Raw genomic sequence first — 15,536 nt, 5'->3', positions numbered from 1 at the left:
TCGCGCCCGGCCCAGGCTCGTCTGGCTCAGGCCAGGGGCGCGAGGTACTTGTCCAGGTCGTCGAGGATCTTGCCGGCGGCCGTGACGCCGATGCCGAGCATCCAGATCTCGTCGTCCACGTTGTGGGCGTTGCCCGACTTGACCGCCTCCAGGTTCTTCCACAGCGGCCCGCCGGTCACCGTGGCCTGCGACTTGGCGGCGGCCTCGCCGTACGCGCTGTAGAAGATCGCGTCGGCTTCGGCCTTGGCGATGTTCTCCTGGCTCAGCTTGCCGAAGCGCTTGTCCTGCTGGTCGGCGAGCTGCTGCGCCGCGGGCCTGGGGATCCCGGCGTCACCCACGACGATGCCGCTGAACGACTCGGGGCCGTAGAGCCGAATTTCGGTCGGCATGAACCGCACGATGCCGACCTCCAGCTTCGAGAACTTCGCGCCGACCTCCTTGGCCCGCGTCTCATAGGCGGACAGCAGCTGCGTGGCCTGGTCCTTCTTGCCCAGCGCCTCGGCGTCGAGCAGGAAGTTCTCCTTCCAGGTGACGCCGACCTTCTCGGTGAACACGGTGGGCGCGATCTTGCTGAGCTTGTCGTAGAAGGCCGCCTGCCGGAACTTGGAGCCGAGGATGAGGTCCGGCTTGAGCGCGATGATGGCCTCGATGTTCGGGGCCTGGAGAGTGCCCACCGCCTTGGTGGCGGACAGGGCCGAGCCCAGGTAGGCAGGCCACTTCTGGTTCTCCTGGGCCTGCGCCGCGCCCACGGGCGCCAGGCCGAGCGTGACCATGGTGTCGAGCTTGTCCGTGTCGAGGACCACGACCCGCTGCGGGGTCATCGGCACCTTCGTCTCGCCCATGGCGTGCTTGACGGTCCTGGTGGGGCCCGTCTCCTGGGAGGAGGTGGAGGTTCCGCACGCGGCGAGGGCGAGCAGGGGGAGCATGGCGGCGACGGCCAGGCGGAGACGCATGAGGATTCCTTGATCATTTAGGTTAGGCAACCCTAAGTATCTCATGCCGGAAATTGCCGTGCAGGAATGGGATCTGTGAGACGTCCGAAACGTACCTGAAACACCCGTCCGGCGAGATTCACGAATGTGAAACAAGCCTGGTCGCGCCACGAAACTCCGGGAGAACACGCTGTGGCAACACGTCACACGTAAGGAGGGTCGCTTCGATGATCGACAGCGGCACTACCGCCTGGATGCTGGTATGCACCGCCCTGGTGCTGCTGATGACTCCGGGCCTCGCGTTCTTCTACGGGGGCATGACCAGGGCCAAGAGCGTCCTGAACATGATGATGATGTCGTTCGTCAGCATCATCGTCGTCACGGTCGCTTGGGTCCTCTACGGTTACTCCCTCGCGTTCGACGCCGCCGGCGATGGCTCCGGCGTCGTCAACAAGATCGTCGGAGGGTTGGACTACCTCGGCTTGAGCGGGGTCTTCAACGCCGTCTACGAGGGTCTCATCCTCGAGGGCGGCAACGTCACCGCCGAAGCAGCGGCGGCCGACAACTTCCCCCTCATGGTCTTCTCCGCCTTCCAGCTGACCTTCGCCATCATCACCGTGGCGCTGATCAGCGGCGCGATCGCCGACCGGGCCAAGTTCGGCGCGTGGGTGGTGTTCTCCCTGCTGTGGGCCACCCTGGTCTACTTCCCCGTCGCTCACTGGGTCTGGGGCGGCGGCTGGCTGGGGCAGCTCGGCATCGAGGACTTCGCCGGCGGTACGGTCGTCCACATCAACGCCGGTGCCGCGGCGCTCGCGCTCGCGCTCGTCCTGGGCAAGCGCAAGGGCTGGCAGAAGGAGCCCATGCGGCCCCACAACCTGACGCTGGTGCTGCTCGGCACGGGTCTGCTGTGGTTCGGCTGGTTCGGCTTCAACGCCGGCTCCGAGCTGGCCCCCGACCAGACCGCCGGTCTGGCGTTCATGAACACCCAGATCGCCACCGCCGTCGCGGCAGGCGCCTGGATGCTGGTGGAGAAGCTGCGCGACGGTCACGCGACCACGCTCGGCGTCGCCTCCGGTGCGGTGGCCGGTCTGGTCGCCATCACCCCGGCCTGTGGTTTCGTCGACCCGTGGGCGGCCGTGGTCATCGGCCTGCTCGCCGGTGTGATCTGCGCCTACGCCGTGGGCCTGAAGTACAAGCTCGGCTACGACGACTCCCTCGACGTGGTCGGCGTGCACCTGGTCGGCGGTCTGATCGGCGCCATCTCGCTGGGCTTCTTCGCGGCCTACCCGTTCCTGCCCGGCCAGAACAAGGGCATCCTGATCGAGGGCGGGCAGATCAGCCAGCTCGGCCTTCAGGTGCTCGGCCCGGTCGTGGTCGGCCTCTACTCCTTCGTGATCTCCTGGATCCTCGGTAAGATCATCGACAAGACGATGGGCTTCCGCATCGCGGAAGACGCCGAGGTCACCGGTGTCGACATCACCACCCACGCCGAGACCGGCTACGACATCGGCACCTTCCACGCCTCGGGCGTGACGTCCTCCAACGGCCCCGCCCCCGCTCCTAAGAAGGTGGACGCATGAGGCTCATCACGGCGATCATCAAGCCCTTCAAGCTGGATGACGTGAAAGCCGCACTGGAACAGTTCGGCATCAAGGGAATGACGGTCAGCGAGGCGAGCGGCTACGGCCGGCAGCGCGGCCACACCGAGGTCTACCGCGGCGCCGAATACCAGGTCGACCTGGTGCCGAAGGTCCGGCTGGAAGTCCTCGCCGAAGAGGATGACTCCGAGGACGTGATCGACGTCATCGTCAAGGCCGCGCACACCGGCAAGATCGGTGACGGCAAGGTCTGGTCCGTGCCCGTGGACACCGTCATCCGCGTACGCACGGGAGAGAGGGGCCCGGAGGCCCTGTGACCTGGGAGCACGGCAGGGTTTCCATCATTGATGTGCGGCGAAGCCCGGACAACGGCGTCCGGGCGGAGCTCGGCAAGGGGGCGCAGGAGTGAGGGGAGAGACCCGTTCGTACGCCGCGGCCCGCAAGGAGCGGACCGCGGACACCGACCGATGGCTCAAGGATCTCTTCCGCACGGCGAGCGACGGTGACCACGTCTCGTTGGTCGCCGTCGGGAGCTTGGGAAGGGGCGAGCTGGCCCCCGGCAGCGACCTCGACCTGGTCCTGCTGCACAACGGGCGGCCCGACGTGGCCAGGATCGCCGACCGGATCTGGTATCCGGTCTGGGACTCCGCGGCCAATCTGGATCACTCCGTGCGCACGGTCGAAGAGGCCGTGGCCGTCGCCAGGCAGGACCTGAAGGCCGTGCTCGGCCTCATCCAGGCCAGGCACGTGGCCGGCGACCCCGAGCTGACGAGGAAGGCCAGGGAGGCGGTGCTCGCCGAGTGGCGGGCCGACTCCCGGCGCAGGCTGGGCGAGCTGCGTGACGCGGCCGACCAGCGGGCCCAGGCCAGCGGCGAGCTCGCTTTCCTCCTCGAGCCCGACCTCAAGGACGGCCGCGGCGGTCTCCGCGACGTCCAGGCCATGCAGGCCGTGGCGGCGGCCTGGGTCGCCTCCGCGCCGGGTCCCCGGGCGCGGGAGGCGTACGAGTTCATCCTCGACGTGCGGCACGCGCTGCACATCGTCACCGCCCGCGGCACCGACCGGCTGGTCCTGCAGGAGCAGGACGCCGTGGCCGGCCTGCTCGGCCTGCTGGACGCCGAGGCGCTCATGCGCAGGCTCGCCGAGGCGGGCCGCACGATCTCTCATGCTTTCGACGGCACCTGGCGCACCGTTGACAGACTCCTGTCAGGCCCCGCTCCCCGAGGCCGCCGCCCGCTGGCGGACGGCGTGGTCGAGCACGGCGGCGAAGTGGTGCTCGCCCGGGGGATCGACCCCCGCAAGGACCCCGTCCTGGTGCTGCGCGCGGCGGCCGCCGCGGCGGACTCCGGGCTGCCGCTCGCGCCCGCGACCGTGTCCGTTCTCGCAGCTCAGTCGCCTCCCATGCCGGTGCCGTGGCCCGAGGAGGCCCGTGACGCGCTGGTGTCGATCCTCGGCGCCGGCCGCGCTGCCGTGCCCGTGTGGGAGGAGCTCGATCAGGCGGGCATCCTTGTCAAGTTGCTTCCTGACTGGGAGCGGGTTCGCCATCGCCCGCAGCGCCATCCGATCCACCGCTTCACCGTCGACCGGCACCTCATCGAAGCCGCCGCGAACGCCGCCAGCCACACCCGCGAGGTCTCGCGTCCCGACCTTCTGCTGATCGCGGCGCTGCTGCACGACATCGGCAAGGGCTGGCCGGGCGACCACTCGGCGACCGGCGAGGTCGTCGTCCGCGACATCGCCACCCGCATCGGCCTGCCCGCGTCCGACGTGGACACCCTGGCCACGGTCGTACGCCACCACCTGCTGCTGCCCGAGACCGCCACCCGCAGGGACCTCGACGACCCCGTCACGATCGAGAAGGTCGCCGGCACCGTCGGCTCACGGGAAGTGCTCGACCTGCTGGCCGCGCTGGCCGTCGCCGACGGCCACGCGACCGGGCCCGCCGCCTGGAACAGCTGGAAGGCCGGGCTGGTCGCCGACCTCGTGCGCCGGGTGAGGTCCGTGCTGGCCGGCTCGCCGCCGCCCAAGCCGCCCACCCTGTCGCCGGACCAGACCGCGCTGGCCAGGCACGGCGGCGGCGCCGTACGCGTCAACGGGGGATCCGTCACGGTCGTGGCCCCTGACCGGGTGGGGCTGCTCTGGAGCGCCGCCGGCGTGTTGTCCGCGCACCGGCTCATCGTGCGCTCCGCCTCGTCCGCCTCCGCGGGCTCCACAGCGGTGATCGAGTTCTCCGTCATCCCGGAGTACGGCACCCCGCCCGACCCCGCCACGCTGGAGTCCGATCTCCGTCTCGTCCTTGCCGGCCGTCTTGACATCGAGCAGCGGCTGGCCCGCCGTTCGCGTGCGGTGCGGCCGCCCCGCGTACCTGTGGCCCCACCTCGGGTGACACTGGTCGACGACGCCTCCGCGACGGCCACCGTCGTGGAAGTCAGGGCCCATGACAGGCCGGGGCTGCTGTGGCGTATTGGACGGGCGTTCGGGGAGTGCGGTCTTGACGTGAGAGCCGCTCGCGTAGAGACTCTCGGCGCGGAGGCGGTTGACGTCTTCTACGTTGTCGATCGCGCCGGTCGCCCCCTCAGCGACGATGCGCAGAGGGCGCAAGTCCGCGATCAAGTGCTTGCCGCGCTGCGATAACCAAGAGCACACGACTGCCGGTCACAAATGTAACGATTGTGTCGGAATTGACGGTTAAGTCGGTTGCTCGGATACCTTGTGGACGGCTTGAGGCCCGTTGCCAACGGGACGATGTGAGGGGTAGCGGAAGCAGTGACTACGGGGAACTCCGACAGCGGCGTCGCCGCGAAGCGGGACCGCGGGAAGCGGTCGCTGCCACGGCTTCGTCTGCGCAACTGGCGCGTGCGGTGGCGTCTGACCGCGCTCATCCTGGTTCCCACCATCGCCGCCGTCGTGCTGGGCGGCGCGGACGTGGCGGCCTCAGTCCAGAGCATCGCCGACTACGACCGCACTGCCACCGCCGCCGAGCAGTCGGGGCGCATCCGCGACCTGGTCCAGGCGATCGGCCTGGAGCGTGACACCGGCGGCTGGATCGGCGCCAGCCGCGCGATGCGCAAGACGCTCGCCCAGCCGCTCGCCGAGCGCAAGGCGGCCGTCGACAAGCTCGTCGCGACCGTCCGCACCGACATCGACTCGATCGACGACTCCTACGGCCCGCGCGTGGTCAAGGCCGCCGAGCAGGCGCGGGGCGACCTGACCCGGCTGACGCGGATCAGGGCCGAGGGCCAGACCCGCACCATCCAGTACGACTTCCTCACCGACAGCCTGCTCAACCTGCACGACGAGCTGAGCCTCATGTCCGAGGACTCCCAGATCGTGGGCCAGTTCCGCGCCTTGAGCGCGCTCGCGCGGGCGAAAGAGGAGGTCTCCCGGCAGCGGGTCCTGCTGCTCCAGGCCTCCTACGCCCCCAACTCGGTGGACTCCAAGACCGTCGAGCAGTTCATCGCCTCCAACGCCCGCCAGCTGGACGACATCTCGACCGTCGGCACCGAGGCCGGCGTCGAGACCGGCCTGCAGCTGTCCAAGACGCTGACCTCCAGGCCCGAGTACGTCGGCGTCCAGCTCACCAAGTCCCGCGCGATCACGCTGGCCAGCGGCCGGGCGCCCGGCGTCCGGATCACGGACAACCTGATCTCCGCCAGGGCCAGCCGCCAGGAGTGGTTCGAGAACAACGGCGTCGTCATCGACGTCCTGCACAACATCGAGCGGGATCTGGCCGGCCAGGTGAACCTGCGGAGCCAGGAGCTGCGCGAGTCCGAGATCCGCAACGCGATCATCGCGGGTGTGCTGATCGTCGCGCTGCTGGTGCTGGTCCTGCTGCTCACCGTGGCCATCGCCCGGTCCATGGTCACCCCGCTGCGCCGGCTGCGTACCGAGGCCCTGGAGATCGCCGGCTTCCGCCTGCCCGACGTGGTGCGCCAGCTGCGGGTCAGCGGCGACGCGGGCGTCACCGACGTACGGCCGATCGAGGTCGAGGGCAACGACGAGATCGGTGAAGTGGCGCGCGCCTTCGACCAGGTGCACCGGCAGGCCGTGCGCCTGGCGGGCGAGGAGGCCGAGCTCCGCGGCAACATCAGCTCGATGTTCGTCAACCTCTCGCGCCGCACCCAGACGCTGGTCGAGCGGCAGATCTCACTGATCGACGGCCTGGAGAAGGGCGAGCAGGAGGGCGCCAGGCTGGCCGACCTGTTCAAGCTCGACCACCTGGCCACCCGCATGCGCCGCAACTCCGAGAACCTCCTGGTCCTCGCCGGCCACGAGGCCACCCGCCGGCGCAGCCAGCCGGCCAAGCTGGTCGACGTCGTCCGCGCCGCGCTGTCGGAGGTCGAGGGCTACGAGCGTGTCCAGGTCCGGGTCCACCGCACCACGTCGGTGCTCGGCAGCTGCGCGAACGACCTGGTCCACCTGGTCGCCGAGCTGGTCGAGAACGCCATCCAGTTCTCCCCGAACACCTCTCAGGTCATGGTCACCAGCAGCCTCATCGAGGGCGGCGGCGCGCTGCTGTCGGTGAGCGACACCGGCATCAGCATGACCGAGGAGGAGCTCGCCGAGGCCAACCGCCGCCTGGCCGAGCCGCCAGTGGTGGACGTGTCGGTGTCGCGGCGCATGGGCCTGTTCGTGGTCGGCCGCCTGGCGCTGCGCCACGGCATCAGGGTGCAGCTCAGGAAGGGCGAGGGCGCCGGCCTGATCGCCATGGTGCTGCTGCCGCCCACGCTGATCGCCGACGGCATGCAGCAGCCGCTGCCGCAGCGCCCCGCGTTCGGTGGCGGGACCGCGCCCACCCCGGCGTTCGGCACGCCAGGTCCGCAGGCGCCGCAGAACGGCATGTTCCGGTCGTTCGGCAGCTTCGACTCCGTCGACCGCGGACCAGCCAGACCCGGTCCGTACGACAGCGTGCCCGGTACGCAGAAGCCCGCGTTCGACTCCTTCGGCGCGGACCCCGGCCGTAGCGGGATAGCCGGGTTCACCGCCGACACCGACGGGGGCTCCTACCGCAGGCAGCCGCCCTCGTTCGACTCCGGGTCCTTCTCGTCGTACCCCAGCCCGGGATCGTACCCATCTGGTAATGGCGCGTTCCAGACGCCGCAGTCGTACGCGACGAATGACGTGCGCAAGCCGGACCCGACGCCGTCGGTCGAGGTGTCGCCGATGGAGCCGGAGCAGGAGGAATACCTGCCGATCTTCGCGTCGGTGGAGTCCGCCTGGTTCCGCAGGCCGCCCGGCGAGCAGCCGAAGCCCGCGGGCGAGGTCGGGGCCACTCCCGCGCAACCCGTACCCTCTGGGGAGGAAGCGTGGCGAACGGCCGCAGACGCCGGATGGCGGGCGGCGGCCGCAGCCAGCGAGCCCAGCCTCGGCGGCACGACCGCCGCCGGGCTGCCGAAGCGCACCCCCAAGGCCAACCTGGTGCCGGGTACGGCGAGCCAGCCACCCGCGCCGGCCCAACAGCCGCAGCAGCGGCAGGCGCCTGCGCAGCCGGTCTCAGCGGACCGGATACGCAGTCGGCTGGCCAGCTACCAGCAGGGTGTGCGCCGCGGTCGCCAGGAACTTCGTGGACAGGAGGAACAGAGTGAGTAAGCGTCCCGTCGGGGAGGATGCGTGACAACCCTTAGCCATGAGGCGCACAGGTTCGACTGGCTGATCACCGACTTCGTCCGCAACACGCCCGGAGTCGCGCATGCCGTCGTGGTCTCCGCGGACGGCCTGTCCCTGGCCGCCTCGGAGGGCTTCCCACCGGATCGAGCCGACCAACTGGCCGCCGTTTCGGCCGGCCTGCTGAGCCTGACCGTGGGCGCGTCCAGGGTGTTCGAGGGCGGTGCGGTGACGCAGACCGTCGTCGAGATGCAGCGCGGGCTGCTGCTGGTCATGGCGATCAGCGACGGCTCGGTGCTGACGGTGCTGGCGGGTCCTGATTGTGACATGGGGTTGGTGGCGTACCAGATGACGCTGCTGGTAGACAGAGCGGGACAAGCGCTCACGCCGTCCCTGCGCGCCGAACTACAGGCCGCCAGGTCGCGGTGATGTGATGGAACTGATGGGAGAGGGCCGTGTACGGCACTGACGGAATCGGGGAAGAAGAGCCCCTGTTCCGTCCCTACGCGGTGACAGGCGGCCGTTCTGAGCCGCGCTATCACCTCGCCATGGAGACGTTGATCTCGTCCATGTCGATCCCGGACGAAGAGATGGTCCTGCTCACCCCCGAGCAGGAGGCCATCATGCAGCTATGCAGAACGTTCCGGTCGGTCGCCGAGATCTCGGCCCTGCTCCGCGTTCCGCTGGGCGTGGCCCGGGTGCTTGTGGCGGACATGTCCGACGAAGGGCTTGTCCGCCTGCACCAGCCACGCCTCAGCCAGGGACAGCCAGACCTCAACATGCTCGAAAGGGTGCTCAGTGGACTACGCAGGCTCTAGCCCCGGGCTTACGTCGACGAAGATCGTCGTGGCCGGGGGGTTCGGCGTGGGCAAGACGACGTTCGTGGGGGCGGTGTCGGAGATCCTCCCGCTCACCACGGAAGCGGTCATGACCGACGCGTCCGCGGGCATCGACGACCTCGGGATGACCCCGAACAAGCAGACCACGACCGTGGCCATGGACTTCGGCCGGGTCTCGCTCGACCGCGACCTGATCCTCTACCTGTTCGGCACGCCCGGGCAGCACCGGTTCTGGTTCATGTGGGACGACCTGGTGAAGGGCGCGATCGGGGCGGTCGTGCTGACCGACACCCGGCGTCTGGCCGACAGTTTCCCCGCGATCGACTACTTCGAAGAGGCCAAGCTGCCCTTCGTGATCGGCATCAACGGCTGGGACGGCCAGTTCCTGCACTCCGACAACGAGGTCAGGGAGGCGCTCGCGCTCCCGTCGCACGTGCCGGTGGTGCGTACCGACGCCCGTGACCGCGAGTCGGTGAAGGCGACGCTGATCGCGCTGGTCGAGCACGTCGTCCGCCTTCGCGCGGCGCCGGTGCACTAAGCCCGCGTTCGTCGGGGGCGGCAGCTTGAGCCGCGGCATCTGGTTTTCAAGGTCTTTTGGGAACCCCCTCGGGCTGGCCGCCGCACTGCGTGCCTGCGGCCCGCTGGACTCGCCGTAGCCGGCATCTGGTTTTTCAAGGTCTTTTGGGAACCCCCTCAGGCTGGTCGCCGCACTGCGTGCCTGCGGCCCGCTGGACTCGCCGTAGCCCGCGCATTCTCTCGTTAGGTACGTCGTTCAGCCGGTAACCGTACGTTGTACCGTACGAGGGTGACCGTGGAGTATTCGGGGAAAGGCGATCCCGCCCGCAGCCTGGCGCTGCTCTGGCGGACCAGTGAGCGGACCAGCCGCAAGGGCAGGCCTGAGCTGAGCGTGGAGCGGATCGTGCGCGCGGCCATCGACGTGGCCGACGCTGAGGGGTTGCAGGCGCTGTCCATGCGGCGGGTGGCCGAGCGGCTGGGCGTGGGCACGATGTCCCTCTACACGTACGTGCCCGGCAAGCCGGAGCTGTTCGACGTCATGCTCGACACGGTCTACGGCGAGACCGCCAGGCCGGAGGACGCGCCGGGCGGCTGGCGGGGCAGGCTGGAGCAGATCGCCAGGGAGAACTGGGCGCTCTATCTGCGGCATCCGTGGCTGCTGCAGATCGCGGCAACCCGGCCGGTGCTCGGGCCGAACGCCACCGCGAAATACGACTACGAGTTGCGCGCCGTGGACGGCATCGGCCTGACGGACCTGGAGATGGACTCGGTGATCACGCTGATCACCGGCTTCGTGCACGGGGCGGCCAGAGGGGCGGTGGAGGCCGCGCAGGCCGAGAGCCAGACGGGGATGACCGACGAGCAATGGTGGGCCGCGCACGCGCCCTTCCTCAGCCTGATCGCCGACCCCGGGCGCTTCCCCACGGCCGCCAGGGTGGGCCAGGCGGCCGGCGAGGCGCTCAACGCGGCCTACAGCCCGGAGCAAGCCTTCGAGTTCGGCCTGCAGCGCGTGCTCGACGGCATCGAGGCCCTGGTCAGCCAGCGGGCAAGGCTTACTTCGCCCTGAGAGGTCGTCGCCGACCGCGTGCGGCACGCAAGCCGGACCTCAGCGGGGGATCCAGTCCTTCCATACGATCTTGTTCTCCGCCACCCACCGGGCCGCGGCCTCTTCGGCGGTCAGCTTCTCGTTGATCATGGCGCCGGCGACCGCGTTCTGGTCGTCGTTGGTCCAGGTGAAGTTGCGGACCAGCTCGTACGCCTTGCCGCCGTTCTCCGCGAACCGCTTACTGACGATCTTGTCGAGCAGGTATGGCGGGTAGTCGCAGGCCACCTTCCGCGCATCCGCGTCGCAACCCACGGCGTACGGGGGAAGCGCGATCTTCACGAGTTTGACCTTGGTGAACAGCCATTGCGGCTCGTAGAAATACATCAAAAGGGGCGTCCGGTTCCGGGTGGCATTCTGCGCCGCCTTGATCAACGCATCCTCGCTGCCGGAGTAGACGACCTTGTAATTCAGTCCGAGGTTCTTCACGAGAGCCTCGTCATTGGTGACGAACGTCGGATCGCCATCCAGGATTTGCCCGGCGTTTCCGGTCTTCTCGGTCCGGAAGAGGCGTGCGTACTTATTGAGGTTTCGGTAGTCCGTAATATCGGGATATTTCTTGACCATCCACTCGGGGACGTACCAGCCGATCACCCCCTTGTTCCCGGTGAGACCGGCCGACAGGGCCACCTTCTTCTCCTCGATGTACTCCTTCTTCAGGGCCGGATGCCCCCAGTTTTCGACGATCACATCGACCTTGCCGGCTTCGAAATCCCGCCAGGACTGGTCTTCCTTCTCCTCCCGCTTGTTCACCTTGTAGCCCAGCTCGCGCTCGAGCAAGTAGGCGAGCACGGCAGCCTGGGCCTCGTACCCGACCCAGGCGTGAATGTCGAGGTTGACGGTCCCCTTGGACCCGGCGGAAGTTTCAGGCTCCTCGCCGGTGCAGGCGGTCAGGAGCAGGGCCGCGACCAGCGGCCCGACGAACGTCTTCAAGCGCATGGGAAGTCTCCACGGCCGCGGCCCCCGTGGGGGCCGCGGCGTGACAGGGCGATCTCATGCCGACCTCTGAGATCGCACGAGGGGGTCACTTGGGGATCCAGGCCTGCCACTTGGCGGTGTTGGCCTCCACCCACTTCTTGGCGGCCTGCTCGCCGGTCATGCCGTTGTTGGTCATGTCGTCGGCGACGGCGTTCTGGTCCTCGTTGGTCCAGCTGAAGTTCTTGACGAGGTCGTAGGCCTTGCCGCCGGTGTCGGCGAACTTCTTGCTCACGATCTTGTCGAGGTCCATCTCCGGGTAGTCGCAGGCGACCTTCTTGGGGTCGGCGTCGCAACCCTCGGTGTAGGCGGGCAGGTTGACCCGGACCAGGTCGGTCTTGCTGAACAGCCAGTGCGGGTCCCAGAAGTAGAACAGCAGCGGCTTCTGCTGCGTCTGCGCCTGCTGGGCGCCCTTGATCAGGGCCGCCTCGCTGCCGCCGACCACGACCTTGTAGTTCAGCTTGAGGTTCTTGATCAGGGCTTCCTCGTTGCTGACGTAGGACGGGTCGCCGAACAGCAGCTGGCCCTTGTCGCCGGACTCGGAGGTCTTGAACAGCTCGGCGTACTTGTTGAGGTTCTTGTAGTCGGTGATGTCGGGGTACTTTTCGGCCATCCATTTCGGGATATACCAGCCGATGACGCCCTTGTTGCCGGTGGAGCCCGCCTCGACCGCGACCTTCTTCTCCTCGATGAACTGCTTCTTCAGGTCCGGGTGGCCCCAGTTCTCGATGATGACGTCGACGTCGCCGGTCCCGAAGCCCTCCCAGGCCAGCTGCTCCTTGATCTCGGGCAGCTCGACGTTGTAGCCGAGCTCGTTCTTCAGCAGGTACGCGACCACGTTCGCGCTGGCCTCGTACCCGACCCACGGGTTGATCGCGATCTTTACGGTCCCCGCGGCACTGCTGGCGCCGCCCTGCGGCGCGGCGGTGGAGCTGGGAGAGCTCTCGACCGTGGCCCCACCACAGGCGGTGGCGGCGAGTCCAAGGACGAGGAGGCCTGCGAGCAGGCGTATCTTCATGTGAGCTTCCTCTTTCGGGGGGAAAGGCGCCTGTCGGCGCCCTGCGTGATGCGGTCGAGCATGACTCCGAGCAGCACCGTCGCGATGCCGGCCACGAATCCGAGTCCGAAGTCGGTTCGCTGGGAGAAGCCGAGGACCACGTCGTAGCCGAGCGCCCCGGCGCCCACCAGGCCGCCGACGACGACCATGGCCAGCGTCATCACGATGCCCTGGTTGGCGGCGAGCAGGATGGCCTGCCTGGCCATCGGCAGCTGCACCTTCCACAGCAGCTGGCCGGGCGTCGAGCCGGCCGAGGTCGCCGCCTCGACGACCGTGGCCGGCACGGCCTTGATGCCGTCCTCGACCAGGCGCACCACCGGCGGCACCGCGTAGATGATCGAGGCGAAGATGGCGGTGAACCTGGTGGTCTCGAACAACGCCAAGGCCGGCAGCAGGTAGACGAAGGCCGGCATGGTCTGGGCGGCGTCGAGCAGGGGGCGCTGCACGGCTGAGTAGCGTGGCGAGCGGGCCGCGGCCACCCCGAGCAGCAGGCCGATGAGGAGGGTGAGCAGCACCGCCACGGCGACCGTGGTCATCGTCTGCATGGCGTGCTCCCACGTGCCGAGCAACGCGATCGCCAGCAGGCAGCCGAGCGCGGTCAGCGCCCGCCGCACGCCGCTGACCCGCCAGGCGACGGCCAGCACGGCGAGCGCTACCAGCCACCACGGGGCCGAGGTGAGCAGCCTCTCCAGCGGATTGAGCAGGCCCTCGGTGGTGAGGTCCTTGATGAACGTCGTGACGGGATACCACGTGGTCTCGGCCCAGAGGACGGCGTCGTTGACCTCGGCGACCACGTTGAGCGTCCAGCTCTCCGGCCACATGCGCGGGAGCACGGGGATGAGCGCCAGCCCCCCGACGCCCAGCACGCCGGCCGCGATGAAATCGGCCCTGCCGAGCTTGGCATGCGGACCGCGCCGGGAGACGGCCGTCATCATCCGGTCGAGCACCACCGCCATGATCACGATGGCCACGCCGGCCGGGAGCATGATGCCGACCTGCGCCCGTGACAGGCCGCGGATGATGTCGCCGCCCAGGCCGGGCGCGGAGATCAGGTTCGCGATGACGACCATGGACAGGGCCATCATGATCGTCTGGTTGATCGCCAGCGCCATCGTGGACCTGGCCAGCGGCAGGTAGACCTTGAAGAGCGTCTGCCGGCGGGTGGCGCCCAGCGACGCGGACGCCTCGACGGCGGTGGGGGAGACCTCCGAGACGGCCAGCGCGGTGATGCGGATCGCCGGCGGGATCGCGTAGATCATCGTCGCGATGGCCCCGGCCGGCGCGCCGATGTGGAAGAACAACGCCAGCGGCGCCAGGTACGCGAACGTCGGCATGATCTGCATGACGTCCAGCACCGGCGTGATCGCCCGCCGCCCCTGGTCCGACAGCCCGGCCCAGACACCGATCGGGATCCCGATCGCCAGCGACATCAGGACCGCGGCCGCGACCAGGGCCAGCGTGTCCACGCTCGACTCCCAGAGGCCGAGGAAGCCGAACGCGCTCACCCCCGCGACCGCGAGCAAGGCGATGCGCCAGCCGCCGGCCAGCCAGGCCAGCGCGCCCATGACGCCGGTGATGCCAGGCCAGCCGAGGGCGTACAGGGTGGTCTGGAACAGGTCGTAGAGCCCGCCGACGAAGAGCCTGATGTAGTTGAGGAAGTACAGGAAGAGCGGATTGTCGTTGCGGTGGTCGTCGATCCACTCGCGCAGCTCGGTGATGGCCAGGAACTGCGGCGCCTCCTGGTCGTGCGGCAGCGTCCCCGTGCCGCGGAAGACCAGGTACGCCGCCGCGAACAGGACGGCGGCCCCGGCCGGCGCGGCCCATCGGGGCAGCTTCACCCTGGAAGGCGCGCTGACAGCGGTGGTCGTGCTCATGCGCCCGCCGTGACCGGGACATCCTGCCCCGAGAGAAAGGTCAGCAGGTCCACGCGGTCCACGACCCCCACCAGGTCGTCGCCGTCCACCACCTTGATCGGGCGGCCCGAGGCGGAAGCCAGGCCGATCGCGTCCTTGATGACCGTGGTGACCGGCAGCTCCGGCCCGTCCAACGGCTCGCCGGGCTCGGGGGCGCGGCAGATCCAGCGCAACGTCAGCACGTGGCTCCTGGGCACGTCGCGGACAAAGTCGGACACGTAGTCGTCGGCGGGCGCGCCCACCAGCTCCTCCGCGGTGCCGAGCTGCACGATCGAGCCGGCCCGCATGATCGCGATCCGCTCGCCCAGCTTGAGCGCCTCGGACAGGTCGTGGGTGATGAACACCATCGTCTTGCCGACCTCGCGGTGCAGGCGGATCACCTCGGCCTGCATGTCCCTCCTGATCAGCGGGTCGAGCGCGCTGAACGGCTCGTCGAACAACATCACCTGCGGGTCGACCGCCAGGGCCCTGGCCAGGCCGACGCGCTGCTGCATGCCGCCGGAGAGCTGGTCCGGGTAGGCGTCGGCGTACCCGTCGAGGCCGACGAGCGTCAGGATCTCCCCGGCCCGCGCGTGCCTGGCCGCCTTGGGCGTGCCCTGGATCTCCAGGCCGTACGCCACGTTGTCGATCACCTTGCGGTGCGGCAGCAGGCCGAAGTGCTGGAAGACCATGCTGACCTGGTGGCGGCGGATCTCGCGGAGCCGGGCGGGGGAGGCGCGGCCGATGTCCTCGCCGCCGATCCTGATCTCGCCCGCGCTGGGCTCGATGAGCCGGGTGAGGCAGCGTACGAGGGTGGACTTGCCACTGCCCGACAGGCCCATGACCACGAAGACCTCGCCGGGACGCACCTCGAAGCTCACGTCCCTGACGGCGGCGGTGCAGCCGGTCTTCTCGCGTAGCGCGGCAGGCTCGAGACGCCGGTCCTCGCTGTCCAGCACCTTTTGCGCCCTGGATCCGAAGATCTTCCAAAGGCCCTCAACCATGATTGCCGCGCTGTCGGGAG

General features: G+C 69.0%; 13 protein-coding genes. 8 read left to right on the top strand and 5 right to left on the bottom strand.

The genetic code is table 11. The annotated features are described in order from the left end of the window. Positions 1–26 precede the first annotated feature (26 nt). Entirely contained in the window at positions 27–953 is a 927-nt protein-coding gene (locus Q9G87_RS21850; RefSeq protein WP_305918268.1) for an ABC transporter substrate-binding protein, read from the bottom strand. Positions 954–1,159: 206 nt separating this feature from the next. Here Q9G87_RS21850 and Q9G87_RS21845 point away from each other — a divergent pair, with 206 nt between their 5' ends. The 8 genes from Q9G87_RS21845 to Q9G87_RS21810 all read left to right on the top strand — a co-directional run bounded on the left by Q9G87_RS21845 (position 1,160) and on the right by Q9G87_RS21810 (position 10,552). Continuing rightward, positions 1,160–2,512 carry an ammonium transporter gene (locus tag Q9G87_RS21845; RefSeq protein WP_305918267.1) on the top strand — a complete coding sequence of 451 codons (1,353 nt, stop codon included), beginning with the start codon at positions 1,160–1,162 and terminating at the stop codon, positions 2,510–2,512. Continuing rightward, on the top strand, positions 2,509–2,847 hold the full coding sequence (locus tag Q9G87_RS21840; RefSeq protein WP_103955876.1) for a P-II family nitrogen regulator: 339 nt from the start codon (positions 2,509–2,511) through the stop codon (positions 2,845–2,847). Before Q9G87_RS21845 ends, Q9G87_RS21840 begins: the two co-directional genes overlap by 4 nt. 88 nt (positions 2,848–2,935) lie before the next feature. Beyond that, positions 2,936–5,161 carry a [protein-PII] uridylyltransferase gene (locus Q9G87_RS21835; RefSeq protein ID WP_305918266.1) on the top strand — a complete coding sequence of 742 codons (2,226 nt, stop codon included), beginning with the start codon at positions 2,936–2,938 and terminating at the stop codon, positions 5,159–5,161. A gap of 132 nt (positions 5,162–5,293) precedes the next feature. Continuing rightward, the gene (locus tag Q9G87_RS21830; protein ID WP_305918265.1) at positions 5,294–8,116 is read left to right on the top strand and encodes a sensor histidine kinase; all 2,823 of its coding nucleotides are present in this window, start codon (positions 5,294–5,296) and stop codon (positions 8,114–8,116) included. A 21-nt stretch (positions 8,117–8,137) separates the two neighbouring features. Further along, positions 8,138–8,560 carry a roadblock/LC7 domain-containing protein gene (locus Q9G87_RS21825; RefSeq protein WP_305918264.1) on the top strand — a complete coding sequence of 141 codons (423 nt, stop codon included), beginning with the start codon at positions 8,138–8,140 and terminating at the stop codon, positions 8,558–8,560. 26 nt (positions 8,561–8,586) lie between these two features. Beyond that, entirely contained in the window at positions 8,587–8,949 is a 363-nt protein-coding gene (locus Q9G87_RS21820; protein ID WP_138665684.1) for a DUF742 domain-containing protein, read from the top strand. A gap of 28 nt (positions 8,950–8,977) precedes the next feature. Then, entirely contained in the window at positions 8,978–9,508 is a 531-nt protein-coding gene (locus tag Q9G87_RS21815) for a GTP-binding protein (RefSeq protein ID WP_305918263.1), read from the top strand. Positions 9,509–9,775: 267 nt separating this feature from the next. Next, on the top strand, positions 9,776–10,552 hold the full coding sequence (locus Q9G87_RS21810) for a TetR/AcrR family transcriptional regulator (RefSeq protein WP_305918262.1): 777 nt from the start codon (positions 9,776–9,778) through the stop codon (positions 10,550–10,552). Between the two features lie 39 nt (positions 10,553–10,591). On the opposite strand, the gene Q9G87_RS21805 is transcribed toward Q9G87_RS21810, so the two are convergent. The 4 genes from Q9G87_RS21805 to Q9G87_RS21790 form a co-directional block, all read right to left on the bottom strand. Beyond that, complete coding sequence (locus tag Q9G87_RS21805) at positions 10,592–11,527, bottom strand: ABC transporter substrate-binding protein (protein WP_305918261.1); 936 nt, start codon at positions 11,525–11,527, stop codon at positions 10,592–10,594. 85 nt (positions 11,528–11,612) lie between these two features. Next, on the bottom strand, positions 11,613–12,581 hold the full coding sequence (locus tag Q9G87_RS21800) for an ABC transporter substrate-binding protein (protein WP_305918260.1): 969 nt from the start codon (positions 12,579–12,581) through the stop codon (positions 11,613–11,615). Next, positions 12,578–14,494, bottom strand: a complete 1,917-nt coding sequence (locus tag Q9G87_RS21795; protein ID WP_305918259.1) for an ABC transporter permease — start codon at positions 14,492–14,494, stop codon at positions 12,578–12,580. The genes Q9G87_RS21800 and Q9G87_RS21795 overlap by 4 nt, the downstream gene beginning before the upstream one ends. Continuing rightward, positions 14,491–15,516, bottom strand: coding sequence for a quaternary amine ABC transporter ATP-binding protein (locus tag Q9G87_RS21790; RefSeq protein WP_305918258.1), 1,026 nt, complete (start codon positions 15,514–15,516; stop codon positions 14,491–14,493). The genes Q9G87_RS21795 and Q9G87_RS21790 overlap by 4 nt, the downstream gene beginning before the upstream one ends. Positions 15,517–15,536: the final 20 nt, after the last annotated feature.

Origin of the sequence: Nonomuraea turcica, from assembly GCF_030718205.1 — a bacterium.
In the GTDB taxonomy this organism is placed as follows: Bacteria; Actinomycetota; Actinomycetes; order Streptosporangiales; family Streptosporangiaceae; genus Nonomuraea.
This window is presented reverse-complemented; position numbering and strand designations above follow the sequence as displayed.